General features: G+C 66.0%; 15 protein-coding genes. 4 read left to right on the top strand and 11 right to left on the bottom strand.

All coding sequences use genetic code 11. From position 1 onward, the window contains the following. Positions 1–50: 50 nt before the first annotated feature. From U5805_RS08940 to U5805_RS08900, 9 genes are all read right to left on the bottom strand, one after another. Positions 51–848 (bottom strand): sulfite exporter TauE/SafE family protein, encoded by a 798-nt coding sequence (locus U5805_RS08940; protein WP_322103105.1) that lies wholly within the window; start codon positions 846–848, stop codon positions 51–53. Between the two features lie 219 nt (positions 849–1,067). Then, a complete protein-coding gene (locus U5805_RS08935) occupies positions 1,068–2,261 on the bottom strand; it encodes a porin (protein WP_322103104.1) in 1,194 nt (397 codons plus the stop codon). Positions 2,262–2,383: 122 nt separating this feature from the next. Beyond that, a complete protein-coding gene (gene araD / locus U5805_RS08930) occupies positions 2,384–4,132 on the bottom strand; it encodes an L-arabinonate dehydratase (RefSeq protein WP_322103103.1) in 1,749 nt (582 codons plus the stop codon). Between the two features lie 61 nt (positions 4,133–4,193). Beyond that, positions 4,194–5,111, bottom strand: a complete 918-nt coding sequence (locus U5805_RS08925) for an ABC transporter permease (protein WP_322103102.1) — start codon at positions 5,109–5,111, stop codon at positions 4,194–4,196. Next, positions 5,111–5,989 (bottom strand): sugar ABC transporter permease, encoded by an 879-nt coding sequence (locus U5805_RS08920; protein WP_322103101.1) that lies wholly within the window; start codon positions 5,987–5,989, stop codon positions 5,111–5,113. Before U5805_RS08920 ends, U5805_RS08925 begins: the two co-directional genes overlap by 1 nt. Continuing rightward, positions 5,986–7,086, bottom strand: coding sequence for an ABC transporter ATP-binding protein (locus U5805_RS08915; protein WP_322103100.1), 1,101 nt, complete (start codon positions 7,084–7,086; stop codon positions 5,986–5,988). Before U5805_RS08915 ends, U5805_RS08920 begins: the two co-directional genes overlap by 4 nt. Positions 7,087–7,190: 104 nt before the next feature. Further along, the gene (locus U5805_RS08910) at positions 7,191–8,291 is read right to left on the bottom strand and encodes an ABC transporter substrate-binding protein (protein ID WP_322103116.1); all 1,101 of its coding nucleotides are present in this window, start codon (positions 8,289–8,291) and stop codon (positions 7,191–7,193) included. A gap of 325 nt (positions 8,292–8,616) precedes the next feature. Beyond that, positions 8,617–10,197 (bottom strand): aldehyde dehydrogenase (NADP(+)), encoded by a 1,581-nt coding sequence (locus tag U5805_RS08905; protein WP_322103099.1) that lies wholly within the window; start codon positions 10,195–10,197, stop codon positions 8,617–8,619. A 40-nt stretch (positions 10,198–10,237) separates the two neighbouring features. Next, positions 10,238–11,185, bottom strand: coding sequence for a dihydrodipicolinate synthase family protein (locus U5805_RS08900; RefSeq protein WP_322103098.1), 948 nt, complete (start codon positions 11,183–11,185; stop codon positions 10,238–10,240). 347 nt (positions 11,186–11,532) lie between these two features. Between U5805_RS08900 and U5805_RS08895 the strand changes: the two genes are divergently transcribed. From U5805_RS08895 to U5805_RS08885, 3 genes are read left to right on the top strand one after another with little or no spacing between them, the layout of a single operon-like run. Beyond that, complete coding sequence (locus tag U5805_RS08895; RefSeq protein ID WP_322103097.1) at positions 11,533–12,273, top strand: gluconate 2-dehydrogenase subunit 3 family protein; 741 nt, start codon at positions 11,533–11,535, stop codon at positions 12,271–12,273. Continuing rightward, positions 12,273–14,048, top strand: a complete 1,776-nt coding sequence (locus tag U5805_RS08890) for a GMC family oxidoreductase (RefSeq protein ID WP_322103096.1) — start codon at positions 12,273–12,275, stop codon at positions 14,046–14,048. The genes U5805_RS08895 and U5805_RS08890 overlap by 1 nt, the downstream gene beginning before the upstream one ends. Positions 14,049–14,056: 8 nt before the next feature. Continuing rightward, positions 14,057–15,499, top strand: a complete 1,443-nt coding sequence (locus tag U5805_RS08885) for a cytochrome c (RefSeq protein ID WP_322103095.1) — start codon at positions 14,057–14,059, stop codon at positions 15,497–15,499. A 144-nt stretch (positions 15,500–15,643) separates the two neighbouring features. On the opposite strand, the gene U5805_RS08880 is transcribed toward U5805_RS08885, so the two are convergent. Beyond that, positions 15,644–15,934 (bottom strand): hypothetical protein, encoded by a 291-nt coding sequence (locus U5805_RS08880; protein ID WP_322103094.1) that lies wholly within the window; start codon positions 15,932–15,934, stop codon positions 15,644–15,646. Positions 15,935–16,049: 115 nt separating this feature from the next. Between U5805_RS08880 and U5805_RS08875 the strand changes: the two genes are divergently transcribed. Then, entirely contained in the window at positions 16,050–16,637 is a 588-nt protein-coding gene (locus U5805_RS08875) for a flavin reductase family protein (protein WP_322103093.1), read from the top strand. A 27-nt stretch (positions 16,638–16,664) separates the two neighbouring features. Here U5805_RS08875 and U5805_RS08870 read toward each other — a convergent pair whose 3' ends face one another. Then, complete coding sequence (locus tag U5805_RS08870) at positions 16,665–18,110, bottom strand: PLP-dependent aminotransferase family protein (RefSeq protein WP_322103092.1); 1,446 nt, start codon at positions 18,108–18,110, stop codon at positions 16,665–16,667. Positions 18,111–18,123: the final 13 nt, after the last annotated feature.

Raw genomic sequence — 18,123 nt, 5'->3', positions numbered from 1 at the left:
AGCGCCCTTCAGGGCGCTTTTTTTTGTGCATGCAACCTGCGCCGGCATCGCTAGAACAACACGCCCGACTTCACGATCATCTGCACCGCCGCCGCCGCCACGCACACGAGCACGATGACGCGAAACGCGAGCGGATGCAGCTTGTCGCGCAACGGCCGGATCAGCAACATGCCGATGATGGCGGGCACGCTCGCCGCGGCGGAAATCGCGAGGTCGGCGCCGTTCGCGTGCGCGCCGCCGCTGAACGTGGTGACGAGCGTGAGCACCGACACCACGAGAATGATCGCGATCTGCTTGGTGAACGCGCGGCCCGTCGCGCCCGACGCGATCAGATACATCGCGAGCAGCGGCCCCGGCACTGAGGCGATGCTTTCCATCAACGCCGCGCCGAAACCCAGCACGAAACCCACCGGCTTGATCCACGCGGGCGAGAGCGCGAGCTTCGGCGACGCGAGCAGCAGCGCGGTTGCCAGGACGAGCGCCACGCCCGAAGCCGCCTGCGCGTGATGCGGCTCCAGCCGGATCAGCACGGAAACGCCCACCACGTTGCCGATTACCGTGCCGATCAGCGGCGCCGCGATGTGCTTCACCGTCTTCCACAACTCGCCGCCTTCGAGCGCCTGCGGAATGTTGCCGAGAATGATCGGCATCGAAAGCAGCAGCACGGCCTGCTTGACCGGCAGGAAATGCGTGAGGATCGGCATGGCGACGAGCGGCACGCCAATGCCCGTCACGCCCTTCACCATGCCGCCCAGCACCAGCGCGATCGCGAGTCCGCAAAGCTGGGCTGCGTCGAGCGCCTGCAAATGGGCAAGCAGCACGCCGCCGGAAAGTTGGGATTCGAGCATGATGAAGGCTGGTCGGTGAATGGAAGCGTCGCGGCGTGAAAACTGACATCGCTGCCATCTCGCGTCTGACGGGGCTGCATGATAGCGCAGGCTGGCGACGCTCACCTGGGGCGGCCACGGCCCGGTCGCCGCGCGCAGGCAAAAAAAACGGCGGCGCCCGTTTAACCGGACGCCGCCAATCCTGCCTCGGAGAACGACTTCATCGAATCAAGCGCTGACTCAGAAGCGATGAACGATGCCCACCGCGCCGGCCACCTGGCTGCGCGAAGACGAAGGCGCGCTGTTCTGGCCGTCGCCGATATCGGCCGTGGCGTTGATGATGTTGCCGTTCGTGCCCAGCGTTTGACCGCCCGCGCGCTGATAGGCCTCGACGAAATACAGGCCGGTGCGCTTCGAAAGCGTCACGTACTGCGAAAGGTTGAACTGTTGATACGAAGCCGCGCTCTGCACGCCGTTCGCCTTGGTCGCGCGCGTGTAGCTGTAGCCGGCCGCGAGATCGAGCGTGGTGAGCGGCTTGTAGTGCAGCACGACGCCGCCCGTATTCCAGATTTGCGTGTTGAAGAACTTCGAACCGATACCCGGAATGTATTGCACGTTCGAGTACGACGCCGAAACGTCCCACTGCGAATTGAACGCGTAGCCGCCCGTGACCGCGAAACGCTGCTGCGTTTGCGCCGTCTGGAAGCCGTTGGTCACGCCCGAAACGCCCGGCTCGCCGTTGCTCGACGCCGTGGAATTCGCGCCCCACGCGCCGCCGCCGCTCGTCGAATTGTTCAGACGCTCGAAGCCCACCGCAATGCCCGCCGGACCGTGGATGTAATTGGCCGCGACGCTCCACGACTGGCCCGCGCCCGTGCTGCCCGCCACGCCGCCCAGCGCGTACATGCCGCTCACGGTGAAGCCCGCGATGTTCGGCGAGGTATAGATGACGGAGTTGTTGATGCGATAGATGGTGTCCATCGAATCGAGGTCGCCCGGATGCGCGCCGTAGGCGCCCGTGAGCCACGTGGTGGGGCTATACGGCGAAAGCAGCGTGTAGTACGGCGCGTACTGGCGGCCGGCCGTGACCGTGCCGTAGGTTTTGTCGGCGATACCGACGAACGCCGCGCGGCTGAACATGAGACCCGAGGTCGACTCCGCGCCGTTGGCCGAGTTGTAGCCCTCCTCCAACTGGAAGATCGCGCGCGTGCCGCCGCCCAGGTCTTCGCTGCCCTTGAAGCCGAAGCGCGAGCCGGCCCACACGCCCTGCACCATCTTGACGGCCGAGCGGCCGCCCGAGTTGCTGCCGAGCGCCGCCGAGCTGCTTTGATACCCGATGCCGGTATCGACGATACCGTAAAGCGTGACGCTGCTTTGCGCGTGCGCGCCCAGCGCGGCGAGTCCAAGCGTGGAAGCAATAATCGTTTTTTTCATTTGTACTCCTAATTTAATCGTTGTGGTTACCGCGGGTTTGAAGGTTGTTTCAGTGTTTCTCCTGACCGGCGGGTGCGCAACCCTGAAGCGCCCCCGCCGTTCCGACTGGCCAGCCCGTCTCCTTAGTGAATCTCGGGCTCGCCTTCCTTCGCTTGCGCGCCGTTCGCGCCGTCACGCTGGAGGAAATCGAATTCGCAGCCGTTATTGGCCTGCATGACGTGCATCTGATACATCGCGCCATAGCCGCGCGTGAAGCGCGGTTCCGGCGCAACCCACGCGGCCTTGCGGCGCGCCATTTCCTCGTCGGAAATCAGCAGGTTCAGGCGGCGCTCCGGCACGTTCAGTTCGATCAGGTCGCCGTCCTGCACGAGCGCGAACGGGCCGCCGACAAACGATTCGGGCGCGACGTGCAGCACGCACGCGCCGTAGCTCGTGCCGCTCATGCGCGCGTCGGAAATGCGCAGCATGTCGCGCACGCCCTTCTTGAGAATCTTTTGCGGGATCGGCAACTGGCCCCACTCCGGCATGCCGGGCGCCCCCACCGGACCCGCATGTTGCAGCACGATCACGCTGTTCTCGTCGCAGTCGAGGTCTTCGCTGTCGATGCGCGCGGCCATGTCGTTATAGTCCTTGAACACGACGGCCTTGCCCGTATGCACGTGCAGATGCTTTTCCGCCGCGCCCGGCTTGATTACGGCGCCGTCGGGCGCGATATTGCCGCGCAGCACCGCAAGGCCGGTGTCGGGCATCAGCGGTTTGGCGCGGCGATAGATCACGTCTTCGCTGTAGATTTGCGCGTCGGCGATGTTCTCGCCCAGCGTTTTGCCGTTCACGGTCATCTGCGTGCCGTCGATCAGATCGCCGAGTTCCTTGAGCATGGCGCGCAAGCCGCCGGCGTAATAGAAGTCCTCCATGAGGTACTTGCCGGTCGGGCGGACATTCGCGAGCACCGGCGTGCGGCGCGCGATTTCATCGTACTGCGCGAGCGTGAGGTCGACGCCCGCACGGCGCGCGACGGCGATCATGTGTACGATCGCGTTGGTCGAACCCGAAAGCGCGAGGCAGGTGGTCACGGCGTTGTCGACCGACTTGCGCGTGATGATGTCCGAGGGCTTCAAGTCTTCCCACACCATTTCGACGATACGCATGCCCGTTTTCGCCGACATCTGCGCGTGGCGCGAATCGGGCGCGGGAATCGACGCGAAGCCGGGCAGCGTGAAGCCGAGGGCTTCGGCGGCGCTCGTCATGGTGGAGGCCGTGCCCATCGTCATGCAGTGGCCCGGCGAGCGCGCGATGCCGCCTTCCACGCCTTGCCAGTCCGCCTCGGTGATCTTGCCCGCGCGCAGGTCCGCCCAGTATTTCCATGTGTCGGAGCCCGAGCCCAGCGTCACGCCGTTCCAGTTGCCGTTGAGCATCGGGCCGGCGGGCAGGAAGATGGTGGGCAGATTCATGGAGATCGCGCCCAGCAGCAGCGCGGGCGTGGTCTTGTCGCAGCCGCCCATCAGCACCACGCCGTCGGCGGGGTACGAGCGCAGCGTTTCTTCCGTTTCCATCGCGAGGAAGTTGCGATAGAGCATGGTCGTGGGCTTCTGGAACGGCTCCGAGAGCGTTTGCACCGGCAGCTCGATCGGGAAACCGCCCGCTTGCCAGATGCCGCGCTTGACCTCTTCCACGCGCTGCTTGAAGTGCGTGTGGCACGGGTTGATCTCGCTCCACGTATTGAGAATCGCGATCACCGGCTTGCCCGCATATTCCTCGCGGCTGTAGCCCATCTGCGCCGTGCGCGAGCGATGGCCGAACGAACGCAGATCGTTCACGCCGTACCAGCGGTGGCTACGCAGTTCCTCGGGGGTCTTTCGCTTGTTGCTCATCTTGCATTGCTCCAGGTGTTTCCGGGTGTTTCCGAATGTTTAGCAGGACCGCCGGCGCGCGCTAACGCGGTTCCTTCACGCGCGACACGAGTTGTGTCGGGCTGACGAACTGCAAGGCGACCAGCACCCACGCGAGCGTGATCGCCATGTAGATCATCGCCATGGCGTCGATGGATTGCGGCGCGCGCACGCCCGTCGAAAAGACGGCGTAGTACAACGCCACCACCAGCGTTTGCGTGTCGGGTCCAGCGGTGAAAAAAGTGAGTTCGAACAGGCCGATCGTGCGCACCAGCACGAGCAGCCCCGCCGCCAGCATTCCCGGCACGAGAAGCGGCAGCAGCACGTAACGGAAATAGCGCAGCGTATTGGCGCCGAAAACGCGCGCCGCCGACTCCAGATTCGGGTCGATCTGCTCGATGAACGGCGTCATCACAAGAATGACGAACGGCAGCGCGGGCACGAGGTTCGCGAGAATCACACCGGGCAGCGTGCCCGCGAGACCGAAGTGATACATGGCCGTCGCCATCGGAATGCCGTAGGTGACGGGCGGCACCATGAGCGGCAGCAGGAACACGAGCATGACGAAGCGCTTGCCGGGGAACCGCGCGCGCGCGAGCGCATACGCCGCGGGCACGCCGAGCACGATGGACAGCAGCACGACCGCGCCCACCACCTCGAACGTCACCCACAACACGCTGCCAAGCTGGAAGTCGCGCCACGCCTGCGCGTACCAGTGCAGCGTGAAGCCCTGCGGCAGCGGCGTGCCGAACCAGCGCGTGGCGATGGAATTCACGCCCACGGTGGCGATCAGCAGCAACACGTTGAGCAGAAAGAACACCACGCCGCCCCAGACGACGGCTTTCCAGATGCGCTCGGCCACGCGCGCGGCGGGCTTCGCATCCGGCGCTTGCGCCGCACGCGCTTCGCTCGCGGCCGCACCGCCCGAAAGCCCGGACGCATTGCGTTGATGCGCGGTCATCAGCCTTTCCCTCCGCTCACCGGGCCCGAGTAGAAGAAGCGCTTCGCGCCTAGCATCGCGGCCACGACGACCAGTTGCACGAAGCCCATGACGATGGCGATGGTCGAAGCGAGCGCATAGTCGTAGCTCTCGAACGCCGCTTCCGAAGCCGCGATCGAGATCACGCGCGTGGGACCGGCGGGCGCGCCGAGCAGCACGGCCGAGGGAAATACCGAATACGCCTGCACGAACGAGAGGCACGCGGCCATTGTGAGACCGGGCGCGAGCAAGGGCAGATAGATTTGCCGGAACTGCTGCCACGGCCCCGCGCCGAGCGTGGCCGCCGCGCGCGCGAGCGTGGGGTCGATGCCGGTGACATACGACAGCACCAGCAAGAACGCGAACGGAAAACCCGAAACGATCAGGGAAATCAACACGCCCCAGTAGTTGTGCGTGAGGCGAATTTCCTCGCTCGTGTAAAGATGCAGCGCGTGCAGCGCCTGCGGGAACCAGCCGTTGGGGCCGAAATAGCTCAGCATGCCGTCGGCGATCAGCACCGTGCCGAGCGTGACGGGAATCACCAGAAGCGTGGTCACGAGTTTTTGGTACGGCGACTTGCGGCGCAACGCAAACGCCACCGGCAGCGAAAGCCCCACGTTGATGACGGTCGCGGGCACCGCCAGCTTGAGCGTGACGAACACCGTCGGCCACAGCGAGAGATCGGTGAAGAACTGAATGTAGTTCGCGAGCGCGCCGCCGCCGTTCATCGGCTTGAACGAGAGCACGAGACCGTAGGCGAACGGATAGAGAAACAGCGCGACGATAAAGCCGAGCGCGGGCGTGACCAGCCAGCCGCGCGCGTCGCGCGGCGCCTTGAGCGTGGCGGCGATTGCGCTCATGATGCCGACTCCGCCGCGCTTTCCCCATAGGCCAGCACGCGCGAAGGCGCGACGCGCAGCGTGGTGCGCTCGCCGGCCTCGAACTCGCCGGCCACGCGCGCCCACAGCTTGCCGAACGGCGCATTCGCGAGCAGCAGCGAATCGCGGCCGCCGTATTCGACCTGCTCCACTTCCACGTCGAACGAATTGGCATCGCCGGACTGAGCGCGCTCGAAATCTTCGGGGCGCATGGCCACCGCAATGGCGTTGCCGCCGTTGCGCACGGCCTCGCCCATCGGCACGCCCGTGAGCGTGATGCCCGACGCCGACATCGCGACGTAATCGCCCTGCTCGCCCGTGATCGAAAACGGCAGCACGTTGCGATACCCCATGAAGCGCGCAACGTGCAGATTGGACGGGCGGCTATACACTTCCTTGGGCGTGGCCACTTGCTGCACCGCGCCTTCTTTCATCACCACGATGCGGTCGGCCATGGAAAGCGCTTCGTCCTGATCGTGCGTGACGTAGATCGTGGCGCGCTCCAACTGCCCGTGAATGCGGCGAATTTCGGCGCGCATTTCGATGCGCAGCTTCGTGTCCAGATTCGAAAGCGGTTCGTCCATCAGCACGAGCGGCGGCTCGATGACGATGGCGCGTGCGATGGCCACGCGCTGCTGCTGGCCGCCCGAGAGCTGGCCCGGCAGCTTGCTTTCGTGCCCGACGAGTTGCACCAGTTGCAGCGCCTCGCGCGCGCGGCGCCTCGCCTCGTGGCGCGGCATGCCCTGCATCTTCAGGCCGAAGCCGACGTTTTCCAGCACGTTCATGTGCGGGAACAGCGCGTAGTTCTGAAACACCATGCCGAAGCCGCGCTTTTCGGGCGGCAGCACGTCGATGCGCGAATCGTCGAGCCAGATGTTGCCGCTCGTGAGCGGCTGCAAGCCGGCGATGCAGTTGAGCGCCGTGGATTTGCCGCAGCCCGAAGGGCCGAGCAGCGCGATGAATTCGCCGCGGCGAATGTCGAGGTCGAGCCCGCGCAGGGCCGCGAGTTGCGTGCCCTCCGCGCTCGTGAAGCTACGGCACACCGAGTCCAGTCGCAGACGATCGAATGAATGCTTCATCACAGGTTCCCGATTCGCAGATCAACGCTCAAACAGCCATCAGCATGAATGGCGCACGGCATGCGAACAAGCATGCCGTTCGGCTAACGTTGCATCGCTCGACCTCATTGCGACTTCTGCGCGCCGACTTCGCGATCCCATTTCTGAAACGCCGCGACCATCGCCTGCGCCGAAAGCGGCTGCACATGCGGATAAGCCGAGAGCCATTTCGCGTACTCGGGGCGGCCGTATTTCGCGATCACGTCCTGGCTGGCCTTCGGCGCCATTTGCAGCGTCACGCCGCTCACGGCCGGACCCGGATAAAAGTAGCCGTCGTCGTAGGTCATGGCCTGTTGCTGCGGCTCCAGCATGAAGTTCATGAGCTTTTCCAGCACCGCGAGCTTTTCCTTCGAGACGCCCTTGGGCACGACCATGTAATGCGCGTCGTTCACCCACGTCATGTTGTCGAACGCCTGCACCTTGAATCCCGCGGGCACGATGCCGAGCGCGCGCGGGTTGATGTCCCAGCCGGTAACGGTCACGGTCATGTCGCGCGTGCCTTCGCCCAGCTCCTTCATCACCGCCGACGTGCCGCCGGGGTAATACGGCACGCACGCGTTCAGTTCCTTGAGGAACGCCCAGGTCTTGTCCCAGCCGTTCACGGGATCTTGCGGATTTTTATCGCCGAGCAAATACGGCAGGCCCATCAGAAACGTGCGGCCCGGACCCGAGTTCGCGGGGCGCGCGTAGATCAGCTTGCCGGGGTTCGCCTTGCACCACGCAAGCAATTCCTGCGGCGTGTGCGGCGGCTTGGCGACCTTCGCGGGGTTGTATTCGATCAGCGGCCCGGCGGGCATGTACGACACTTCCAGCCCGTAGCCCTGCGCGAGATCCTGCATCTTGCGCGGACCCGGCGCGTATTTGTCGAGCACGCCCGGAAACGCCGCCGCCTGGTCGGGCAGCAGCTTTGTCCAGAGGTTTTGCTGGATGCCGGCGGCGAGTGCGTCGGTGCCCGTGAGCACGAGGTCGATGTCGGCGCGGCCGGCGGCCTGCATCGCCTTGATCTTGCCAGGCAACTGCGGCGCGGGCGCGTTGGTGTAAGTGATATTGGAGACGAGATTCGGATACTTCGCCTTGAAGGCTTCGAAGGCCTTTTGCGTGAGCTGAAGATTGCCCGCCACGTCGACTATGTTCAGGGAAACGGGATCGGCCTTCGCCGCGCTCATGCCGAGCGCCGTTGCAGCCGCCACACATGCGGCCAGCACGCTGGCCTTCAGGCGTCCATCGAACATCGCATCTCCTCACTTTCTCTGTTTATGGAATGTGTTCCACGCGGCCCGTTATTTGTTATGGACTGAGTGTTATGGACTGAGCCGGACACAGGATGCCGAACCACACGTCAAGTTGTCAAGCAACGTCAGGCGATTTGCAAGCGCCCGTGGGTGCGTCGTGAGCGCTTTGTCGATTCCTTGCCGAAGCAAGCGCCCGCGAGAGATCGACGGGCGCTTGCCTTCCTGCTTTCCGTTCCGTCAGCGGCTGCCGGTGCGGGGATTACCCGCGCACGAGTTCGCCGTCGCGCAGGCGCCACAGCGCGAGCGGGTTCTCGTCTTTCAGCGCGGCGGGCAGCAATTCCGCCGGCAGATCCTGGTAGCAGACCGGGCGCAGGAAACGCTCGATCGCCATCGCGCCCACCGAAGTCGTGCGCGAATCGGAGGTGGCCGGGAACGGACCGCCATGCACCATCGCGTACGACACTTCGACGCCGGTCGGGAAACCGTTCGCGAGAATGCGGCCGGCCTTGCGTTCGAGCGTGGGCAAGAGGCGCGCGGCCATCGCATGATCGCCTTGGTCGATGTGCAGCGTGGCCGTGAGCTGACCTTCGAGATGTTCGGCCACGCGCGCGAGTTCGGCTTCGTCGCGGCAGGCGATCACGACCGAAGTCGGCCCGAAGATTTCGTCCGACAACGCGTGCTGAGCGAGGAATTGCCCGGCGCTCGTCTTGAACAGCACGGGCAGCGCATTGCAATGCGCCTCGGTTTTCGCGCCCTCGGCCACCACTTCCACGCCCGCCAGCTTTTCGCGCGCGGCCACGCCTTCGCCGTAGGCCGCGGCAATGCCCGCCGTGAGCATCGGCTGCGAGGGTTTTTGCGTGAGCGCCGCGCTGGCCGTCTTGACGAAACGGTCGAGGTCGGGGCCGTCGATGGCGAGCACGAGGCCCGGGTTCGTGCAGAACTGGCCGACGCCCAACGTGAGCGAATCGACGAAACCCTGCGCGAGCGCCTCCGTGCGCGCGGCCAGCGCGGCCGGCAACACGAACATCGGGTTGACGCTGCTCATTTCCGCGTAGACGGGAATGGGCTCGGGGCGATTCGCGGCGATATTCGCGAGCGCGAGGCCGCCACGGCGCGAGCCCGTGAAACCCACCGCCTTGATGGCCGGATGCGCGACGAGCGTTTCGCCCGCCTCGTTGCCGCCGCCGAACACGAGCGAGAACACGCCTTCGGGCAGCCCGACGTCCGCCACCGCTTGCTGGATCGCGCGGCCGACGAGTTCCGAGGTGCCCGGATGCGCGAGGTGCGCCTTCACGACGACCGGGCAGCCGGCCGCGAGCGCCGAAGCCGTGTCGCCGCCCGCCACCGAAAACGCGAGCGGGAAGTTGCTCGCGCCGAACACGGCCACCGGGCCGAGCGGAATGCGCTGCGCGCGCAGGTCCGGGCGCGGCAGCGGCTTGCGGTCGGGCAGCGCCGAATCGAGCACCGCGCCGCACCAGCGGCCTTCGCGCACCAGCGACGCGAACAGACGCAACTGGCCGACCGTGCGGCCGCGTTCGCCTTCGAGACGCGCCTTGGGCAACGCCGATTCGAGATGCGCGCGCTCGATCAGCGCGTCGCCGATCCCGGCGATACGGTCGGCAATGGCTTCGAGCAAACGCGCGCGCTTCTCGAAAGGCGCCGCGCGGAAAGCGTCGAACGCCCGGCCCGCGAGTTCGCAGGCGCGCGCGACTTCGGCCTTGCCGCCCAGGCCGAACGCGGGTTCGATCTCTTCGCCCAGCGCGGGCGCGAAGGCGCGCATCTCGCCCGCCTCGCCGCGTACCGCCTGGGCGCCAATGAGCATGGCTCCGGTAATCTGCATGTTCGCTCCGTTCATCCGTTCCGTTGCATGAACCGACAGCTTACGCGTGCGCGGCGGACGAGGTGACGAGGCGCTTCTGCTCGAACGCGAGCAGCGCCTTGGCCGCCTCGCCGATGGCGGGCAGCGCTTCGGCCGGCGACTGCGAGAGCAGCGGCAGGATCGGGCCCATGTCGGCGATGCCGGAAAGCGTGACGGCGTCGTGCAGCACGCGAATCAGCGAAATGTCGTCGCGCAGCGTTTCGAGCGGCATGAATGCGTCGTAAAGCTGTTGCGCTTCTTCCGCGCGGCCTTCCTTCGCGGCTTTCAGGAGCGCCATGACGGCGTTCGCGGCGATACAGCCCGAACCCGTGGTCCACGCCGCCAGGCCGAAATCGCGCACGTGAACGAGCGCCGGACGCTCGCCCATGCCCGAGACGATCTTCGATGCGGGCACGCGTTGCAGCAAGCCGCGCAGATACGGATCGTTCGCCGGGTCCTGGCGCACGATCGCGTACTTGATGGCGATGAGCGTGCCGCGCTCGACGAGGCGCACGAGCGTATCGACATCGACGTAATCCTCGCTCTTGATATAGAGCGTGAGCGGAATGCCCGCCGTATCGGAAATACGCGTGAGGCCCGCTTCCACGCCGGCCGGCGTGGTGAAGCCGGCGAGCGGCAGCACCATCGCCGTCTTGTATTGCGTTTGCGAGAGAACGCGCGCCTGGTCGAGCATCTTGCCGTAGTCCGGGCCGATGGCCGGGATCACGCGCGTTTGCGGCGCGGTCAGGTCGGCGAGCATGTCAAGCAACTCGCGATATTCGCTCGCGGCGACGTGATACAAATTCGCGTTGCCGCCGTACAGCAGCGTGCGCAGGCCGCCCGCTTCCATATGGCGGATCAGCTTGCGGTTTTGTTCGACGTCGAGCGAGAGATCGGCGCGGCGGGCGAGCGGCGGCACCGCCATCACGGTCGAGGCAAATTCGCTCTCGACAATCGGGGACACGTTCATGGAGCCTCGTGCTGGATAGAGGGTTGTCAATATCGCGACAGTAGCACCGGCCCTTCACAGTTGTCAAACAACTTGTTGCATTTGTTAGGGTTTGTTCGGAGCGCGCCGGAATGACGGGACACGCCGTCCGCTCCTGCGGGTTCGCCGCAAGCGTCCTGACGGAATACGGTAGAATCGCCGGTCATTGGAACCGGTTCCATTTCCCATAGTTTCCATTGCCGCTACGCGAGCGAACATCGCGAGTTCCTCGCCCGGCGCGAAGCGGAAATGGCGAACGGCGCGGCCGGAAATCGTCGCAAGCGGCCACGGCCGAATCACGCCACTGCGAACTCATACAGAATCCAACCATGTCCGATTCCCCACTCACGACCCGGCGCGGCTTCCTGCGCACGGCGGCGGCGCTGGTGCCGGCCAGCGCGCTGGCCGGCTGCGAAGGCGGCGCGAAACCGGCTGCCGGCGCGCCCGCCGAGCCGGGCGGCGCGTCTGCCGCCGGCCCCGCCGCGCAGCGAGCCGCCTACAAACCGCGCTTCTTCGACGCCCAGGAATGGGCCTTCGTCGAAGCCGCCGCCGACCGCCTGATTCCCGCCGACGCCGAAGGCCCCGGCGCGCTGGAGGCGGGCGTGCCCGAATTCATCGACCGTCAAATGGACACGCCCTACGCGCACGGCGCGCTCTGGTATCTGCAAGGGCCGTTTCAGGCGGGCGTGCCGGAACTCGGCTATCAATTGAAGCTGGTGCCGCGCGACATTTACCGGCTCGGTATCGCCGCCGTGAACGCGTACTGCACGAAGGCGTACGGCAAGCGCTTCGACGCGCTCGACGCCGCCACGCGCGACACCGTGCTGGCCGCGCTCGAAGCCGGCAAGGTCGAACTCGACGGCGTGCCCGCCTCGGTGTTCTTCGGCCAGTTGTTGCAGAACACGCGCGAAGGTTATTTCTGCGATCCGATCCACGGCGGCAACCGCAACATGGCGGCGTGGCAAATGATCGGCTTTCCGGGCGCGCGCGCCGATTTCATGGACTTCGTGAACCAGAACGGCAAGGCGTATCCCTACGGTCCCGTGTCGATCGACGGGGAGCGCACGTAATGGCGACCCGGAAACCGCATGTGGACGCCGTGGTCGTGGGCTTCGGCTGGACCGGCGCGATTCTCTCGAAGGAACTGACCGAAGCGGGCCTCAGCGTGGTCGCGCTCGAACGCGGCGAGTATCGCGACACTTACCCCGACGGCGCGTATCCGAACACCATCGACGAACTCACCTACAACATCCGCAAAAAACTGTTCCTCGATCTTTCGAAAACCACCGTTTCGATCCGCCACGGCGTGAACGACACGGCGCTGCCCTACCGCCAGCTTGCCGCGTTCCTGCCCGGCGAAGGCGTGGGCGGCGCGGGCCTGCACTGGTCGGGCGTGCATTTTCGCATCGCGCCCGAAGAACTGCGCCTGAAGAGTCATTACGAGGAACGCTACGGCAGGAAGTTCATTCCCGAAGGCATGACGATCCAGGACTACGGCGTGAGCTACGACGAACTGGAACCGCACTTCGACTTCGCGGAAAAAGTGTTCGGCACCTCGGGCCAGGCGTACAAGGTGAACGGCAACGTGGTGGGCGACGGCAACGTGTTCGAAGCGCCGCGCAGCGACAATTTCCCGCTGCCCGCGCAATTGAACACGTATTCGGCGCAGCGCTTTTTCGACGCGGCCAAATCGCTCGGGCTGCATCCGTACCGGCTGCCTTCGGCGAACACGTCGGGGCCGTACACGAATCCATACGGCGCGCAGATGGGGCCGTGCAACTTCTGCGGCTATTGCAGCGGCTACGCGTGCTACATGTATTCGAAGGCATCGCCGAACCTCAACATCCTGCCCGCGCTCAAGCAGGAAAAGCACTTCGAATTGCGGTCGAAATGCCATGTGCTGCGCGTCGAACTCGACGACACGAAACAGCGCGCCACGGGCGTCACTTATGTCGATCCGGCCGGCCAGGAAGTGTTCCAGCCCGCCGATCTCGTGATCGTCGCCGCGTTCCAGTATCACAACGTGCATTTGCTGCTGCTTTCCGGCATCGGCAAACCGTACGACCCGATCTCCGGCGAAGGCGTGGTCGGGCGCAACTTCGCGTATCAGAACCTTTCGACGATCACGGCGTTCTTCGACAAGGACACGTGGACGAATCCGTTCGTCGGCGCGGGCGGCAACGGCGTGGCCGTGGACGACTTCAACGCCGACAATTTCGATCACGGTCCGCTCGGCTTCGTGGGCGGCTCGCCGTTGTGGGTGAATCAGGCGGGCGTCAAGCCGATCAGCGGCATCGCCACGCCGCCGGGCACGCCGAACTGGGGCAGCGCGTGGAAAAAGGCCGTGAAGGATCACTACGCGCACACGATTTCGATGGACGCGCACGGTTCGAACATGTCGTACCGCGACGTGTATCTCGATCTCGATCCCACGTACCGCGATTCGTACGGCCAGCCGCTTTTGCGCATGACGTTCGACTGGAAGGACAACGACATCAAGATGGCGCAGTACGTGACGGGCCAGATGCACAAGATCGCCGAGGCGATGGGCCCGAAGGCCATCAACGTCTATACGCGGCAGTTCGGCGCGCATTTCGATTCGCGCCGCTATCAGACCACGCACCTCGTGGGCGGCGCCGTGATGGGCACCGATCCCAAAACGAGCGTCCTCAACCGGTATCTGCAAAGCTGGGATGTGTACAACGTGTTCGTGATGGGCGCGTCGGCGTTTCCGCAAGGCATCGGCTACAACCCGACCGGCCTCGTCGCCGCCCTCGCCTACTGGTCCGCGAAAGCGATTCGCAACCAGTACCTGAAAAACCCCGGACCGTTGGTGAGCGCGTGACTGGCCGCATGAATACACGCTTGTTCGCGCCGCGCGCTGCCGGGCGCGCGTTTGAGCACGCATTTGCGCTCACATTCAGACGCATTCTCGAGCGCGTCTCCCAACGCCGCGCGCGTGCAACGCTTGCGGCGCTGGCATCGCCGCTATCGCTGCTCATCGCGACGGCGTTTTTTCCGGCGCAAGCGGCCCGCGCCGCCGATGCGCCCAACGCGAACGCCGCGCTCGTCGCGCACGGCGAATATCTGGCGCGCGCGGGCGATTGCATCGCGTGTCACACGACGCCGGGCGGCAAGCCGTTTGCAGGCGGGCTGAAGTTCGACACGCCGATCGGCGCGATCTACTCGACCAACATCACGCCCGACGCGAACACCGGCATCGGCACATGGCGTTACGACGACTTCGCGAAGGCGCTGCGCCAAGGCGTGCGCCCGAACGGCGACACGCTCTGTCCCGCAATGCCGTTTCCTTCGTACGCGCGCCTTTCCGACGACGACACGAAAGCGCTCTACGCGTACTTCATGCAAGGCGTCGCGCCCGTTCACGCGGAAAATCGCGCGGTGGACATTCCGTGGCCGCTTTCGATGCGCTGGCCGCTGGCGTTCTGGCGCTGGATCTTCGCGCCGAAGGTGCGGGCATTCGACGCCGCGCATTACGACGATGCGATCGTCGCGCGCGGTGCGTATCTCGTGCAGGGACTGGGCCATTGCGGCGCGTGCCACACGCCGCGCGCGCGCACGATGCAGGAACTCGCGCTCACCGACCTCGAAGGCGACGATTTCCTCGCGGGCGGCGCCGCCATCGACGGCTGGGTGCCCACGAATCTGCGCGGCAATGCGCGCACCGGTCTCGGCGCATGGAGCGAGGACGACATCGTGCAGTTCCTCAAGACCGGCCGCAACTTGCACACGGCGGCGTTCGGCGGCATGACCGACGTCGTGCAGCACAGCATGCAGTACATGACGGACGCCGATCTGCTCGCAATGGCGCGCTACCTCAAGACGCTTCCCGCGAGCGATGCGAAGGAAACGCCCTACGCATACAACGACGCCGCGACGAAAGCGCTGCAAAACGGCGACGCGAGCGCGCGCGGCGCGGCCGTCTATCGCGACAACTGCATGGCCTGCCACCGCAGCGACGGACGCGGCTACACGCGCGTCTTCCCCGCGCTCGGCGGCAATCCGGTCGTGCAGGGCGCCCATGCCACGTCGCTGATCCACGTGGTGCTCACGGGCAACGCGCTCATGGGCACGAAAGCCGCGCCCTCGACGTTCACGATGCCGGGCTTCGGCTGGCGTCTTTCCGATCAGGAAGTCGCCGATGTCACTACGTTCGTGCGCGCGAGCTGGGGCAACGCCGGCGCGCCGGTCAGCGCCCAGGACGTGGCGAAGGTCCGCAAGACCGTTGCCGTGGGCGCGCCGGCGTTGCCGCCGGGCGCTTCGCTCGAACGCTGATTCAAGCGCTGGTTCAAACGTTGGTTCGCATTCCTGTGCTTTTCGGCACGCAAGCCTTTTCGTCTGCTCTCGTTCGCGAGGCAGACGGAAAAACCGCGCGCGCAACGAGCGGGCGCCTTCGGCGGAATGCGCTCGCTCGCCGTCTCAATGCAGGACCGCGGGGCGCGAAAGCAGGCCGTAAAACTCGTCCATGGTGACGGTGGGCGCGAACTGCGCCAGCGTGGAGACGATCGCGTCGTCGTAAATCGCCGATCCCGTTTCGGACTCGAGATCGACACCGGCCTGCGCGGCATGGTTGGTGGCGATTTCGAGCGCGAGCGACAGGATGAAGCGGGCGTCGGTCTGGGTAAGTAGCGTCTTCATGCCTGCACTAACGGCGGTGCCGCGCGAACCTTTAGCGGTTTTTCCCCGGCCGCCGCGCCGTCCTTTCGACATCCTTACGAATCGTTTTTTGCACGCTGGCGCTCTACTGGGCCGGCTCGCCGGCAGTGGCCGCGCGCGATCTGTTGTAAAGTCAATCGCTCCGAATTCACCACGAAGCCCGCGCACGATGCCCAACCTTTCGACCTTCGCGCCGGTGGCGCTCGAACACGCCAGCCGCCTCATCAATCACGGCCCGACCGTGCTCGTCACCAGCCGCGACGGCGCGCGCCGCAACATCATGGCCGCCGCGTGGTCGATGCCGGTGGAATTCACGCCGCCGCGCGTCGCCATCGTGATCGACAAGCACACCTTCACGCGCGACCTCATCAACGCCAGCGGCACGTTCGGCATCTGCATTCCGGGCGTGGCCGCCATCGACCTTACCTACGCCGTGGGCAGCGTAAGCGGCCGCGAAACCGACAAGTTCGCGCATTTCGGCATTGCCGCCGTGGACGGGCCGAAACTCGGCTTGCCGCTGCTCGAAACCGGCTGCTCGGCGTGGATGGAATGCCGCCTGATTGCCGAGCCGCACACCGAGGACGCCTACGATACCTGCTTCGCCGAAGTGGTCGCGGCGGCCGCCGACCCGCGCGCGTTCCGCAACGGCCATTGGGAACTCGACGAAACCAACGGCGACCTGCACACGATCCATCACCTCGGCGCGGGCAATTTCGTGCGCGCGGGCAACAGCATCAAGGCGCGCCCGCTGCCGTAAAAACCGCAGGCCATCGGCGCGCGCGCATCACGCCGAATACAACCCTTCCGGCCCGTTGCGCAAGGTGCGCGCGAGCACTTCGAGACCTTCGCGCAATGCGTCGTGCGTGCGCGCGCCGCCAAGGCTCAAGCGCACCGCATGCGGCGCCGAACCGCGCCCGATCACGAAGCTGTCCGCCGTTTTCACCAGCACGCCCGCCTGCCGCAGCGCCGCCGAAAACTCGGCCGCGCGCCAAGGCTCCGCGAGCGGCAGCCACAAATGCGGGCTCGCCGGGTCCGTGCGATACATCCAGCCCGCGAGCACCTCGGCGGCAATCGCCTGACGCACGCGCACCTGCGCGCGCTGCTGCTCGATCAGCCGGTCGATTTCGCCGTCGACGATCCAGCGCGCCGCGATCTCCGCGGCCAGCGGCGAGGTCATCCAGCAATCGCTGCGGATCACCGCGAGAATCTTGCCGACCCAATCCTGCGGCGCCTGCACGTAGCCGATGCGCAATCCCGGCGCGACCGCCTTCGACAAGCTGCTGATGACGATGCCGTGCTCCGGCAGGCGCGCCGCGAGCGGCGCGGGCGGCGCACCGAGCAGCGCGGCGGGCACGAGGTCCTCGATCACCACGAGGTTGTGGCGCACCGCGATCTCGGCGACAGCGGCGCGGCGCGCTTCGGAAAGCGTCGCCGTGGTCGGGTTGTGCAGCGTCGGCACGCAAAAGAGCGCGCGCGGCGCGAGCACGTCGCACGCACGCTCGAGCGCGGCGGGCACGATGCCTTCGTCGTCGATTTCCACGCCGACGAGATTGAGCCGCAGTTGCCGCGCGAGCGCGACGATGCCGGGATAGCTGAGCGCCTCGGCAAAAATCGTGTCGCCGGGACGCAGCACCGCGCGCAGCACGCACGCAAGCCCGTGCTGCGCGCCTTGCGTGACGAGCACGCGCTCGGCCGGCACGGCGCAACCCATGCGCGCGAGCCAGCGCGCGCCCGCCTCGCGATGCGAGCGGCGTCCGCCTTCCGGCTGATAGAGCAGCAGTTCGCCCGCGAGACGTTCGTCGGCGGAAAGGTTGCGCAACGTTTGAGCGAGCAGCGCGGCTTCGTCGGTCGGCATCGGCACATTTTGACCGAGGTCAACGTGACGCATCGCGGCAAGCGCGCTCGCGCCCGGCGAAGCGGCGGGCAAGCTCGCGGCGCGCTCGGGCTCGGGGCGCGCGAGACGCGGCAGGCGCGTGCCGTCGGCGTCGGGCTCGGCCACATACGTGCCGTCCCCCACGCGCGCGACGACCATCCCGCAACGCTCCAGTTCGCCATAGGCGCGGCTCACGGTTCCCGTCGTCACGTTGAGCTTGCGCGCCAGCAAACGATGCGCGGGCAGCTTCTCGCCGGGTAACATCTGGCCGCCGTTGATGGCCTGCGCGTAAGCGTCCGCGATGGCGCGGTATTTCGGATCGCTGCTGCGTGACAGCGTGGGCAACCAGCCGTTCATGGTGTTTTCCCGG

Origin of the sequence: Paraburkholderia sp. J41, assembly GCF_905220235.1 — a bacterium.
Classification (GTDB): domain Bacteria; phylum Pseudomonadota; class Gammaproteobacteria; order Burkholderiales; family Burkholderiaceae; genus Paraburkholderia.
This window is presented reverse-complemented; position numbering and strand designations above follow the sequence as displayed.

Coding starts and splice junctions, on each gene's coding strand:
- U5805_RS08880 (WP_322103094.1), bottom strand. CDS start 15,934: ATGTCGAAAGGACGGCGCGGCGGCCGGGGAAAAACCGCTAAAGGTTCG.
- U5805_RS08900 (WP_322103098.1), bottom strand. CDS start 11,185: ATGAACGTGTCCCCGATTGTCGAGAGCGAATTTGCCTCGACCGTGATG.
- U5805_RS08915 (WP_322103100.1), bottom strand. CDS start 7,086: ATGAAGCATTCATTCGATCGTCTGCGACTGGACTCGGTGTGCCGTAGC.
- U5805_RS08905 (WP_322103099.1), bottom strand. CDS start 10,197: ATGCAGATTACCGGAGCCATGCTCATTGGCGCCCAGGCGGTACGCGGC.
- U5805_RS08870 (WP_322103092.1), bottom strand. CDS start 18,110: ATGAACGGCTGGTTGCCCACGCTGTCACGCAGCAGCGATCCGAAATAC.
- U5805_RS08910 (WP_322103116.1), bottom strand. CDS start 8,291: ATGAGCGCGGCGAAGGCCGATCCCGTTTCCCTGAACATAGTCGACGTG.
- U5805_RS08920 (WP_322103101.1), bottom strand. CDS start 5,989: ATGAGCGCAATCGCCGCCACGCTCAAGGCGCCGCGCGACGCGCGCGGC.
- U5805_RS08895 (WP_322103097.1), top strand. CDS start 11,533: ATGTCCGATTCCCCACTCACGACCCGGCGCGGCTTCCTGCGCACGGCG.
- araD (WP_322103103.1), bottom strand. CDS start 4,132: ATGAGCAACAAGCGAAAGACCCCCGAGGAACTGCGTAGCCACCGCTGG.
- U5805_RS08875 (WP_322103093.1), top strand. CDS start 16,050: ATGCCCAACCTTTCGACCTTCGCGCCGGTGGCGCTCGAACACGCCAGC.
- U5805_RS08925 (WP_322103102.1), bottom strand. CDS start 5,111: ATGACCGCGCATCAACGCAATGCGTCCGGGCTTTCGGGCGGTGCGGCC.
- U5805_RS08940 (WP_322103105.1), bottom strand. CDS start 848: ATGCTCGAATCCCAACTTTCCGGCGGCGTGCTGCTTGCCCATTTGCAG.
- U5805_RS08885 (WP_322103095.1), top strand. CDS start 14,057: ATGAATACACGCTTGTTCGCGCCGCGCGCTGCCGGGCGCGCGTTTGAG.
- U5805_RS08890 (WP_322103096.1), top strand. CDS start 12,273: ATGGCGACCCGGAAACCGCATGTGGACGCCGTGGTCGTGGGCTTCGGC.
- U5805_RS08935 (WP_322103104.1), bottom strand. CDS start 2,261: ATGAAAAAAACGATTATTGCTTCCACGCTTGGACTCGCCGCGCTGGGC.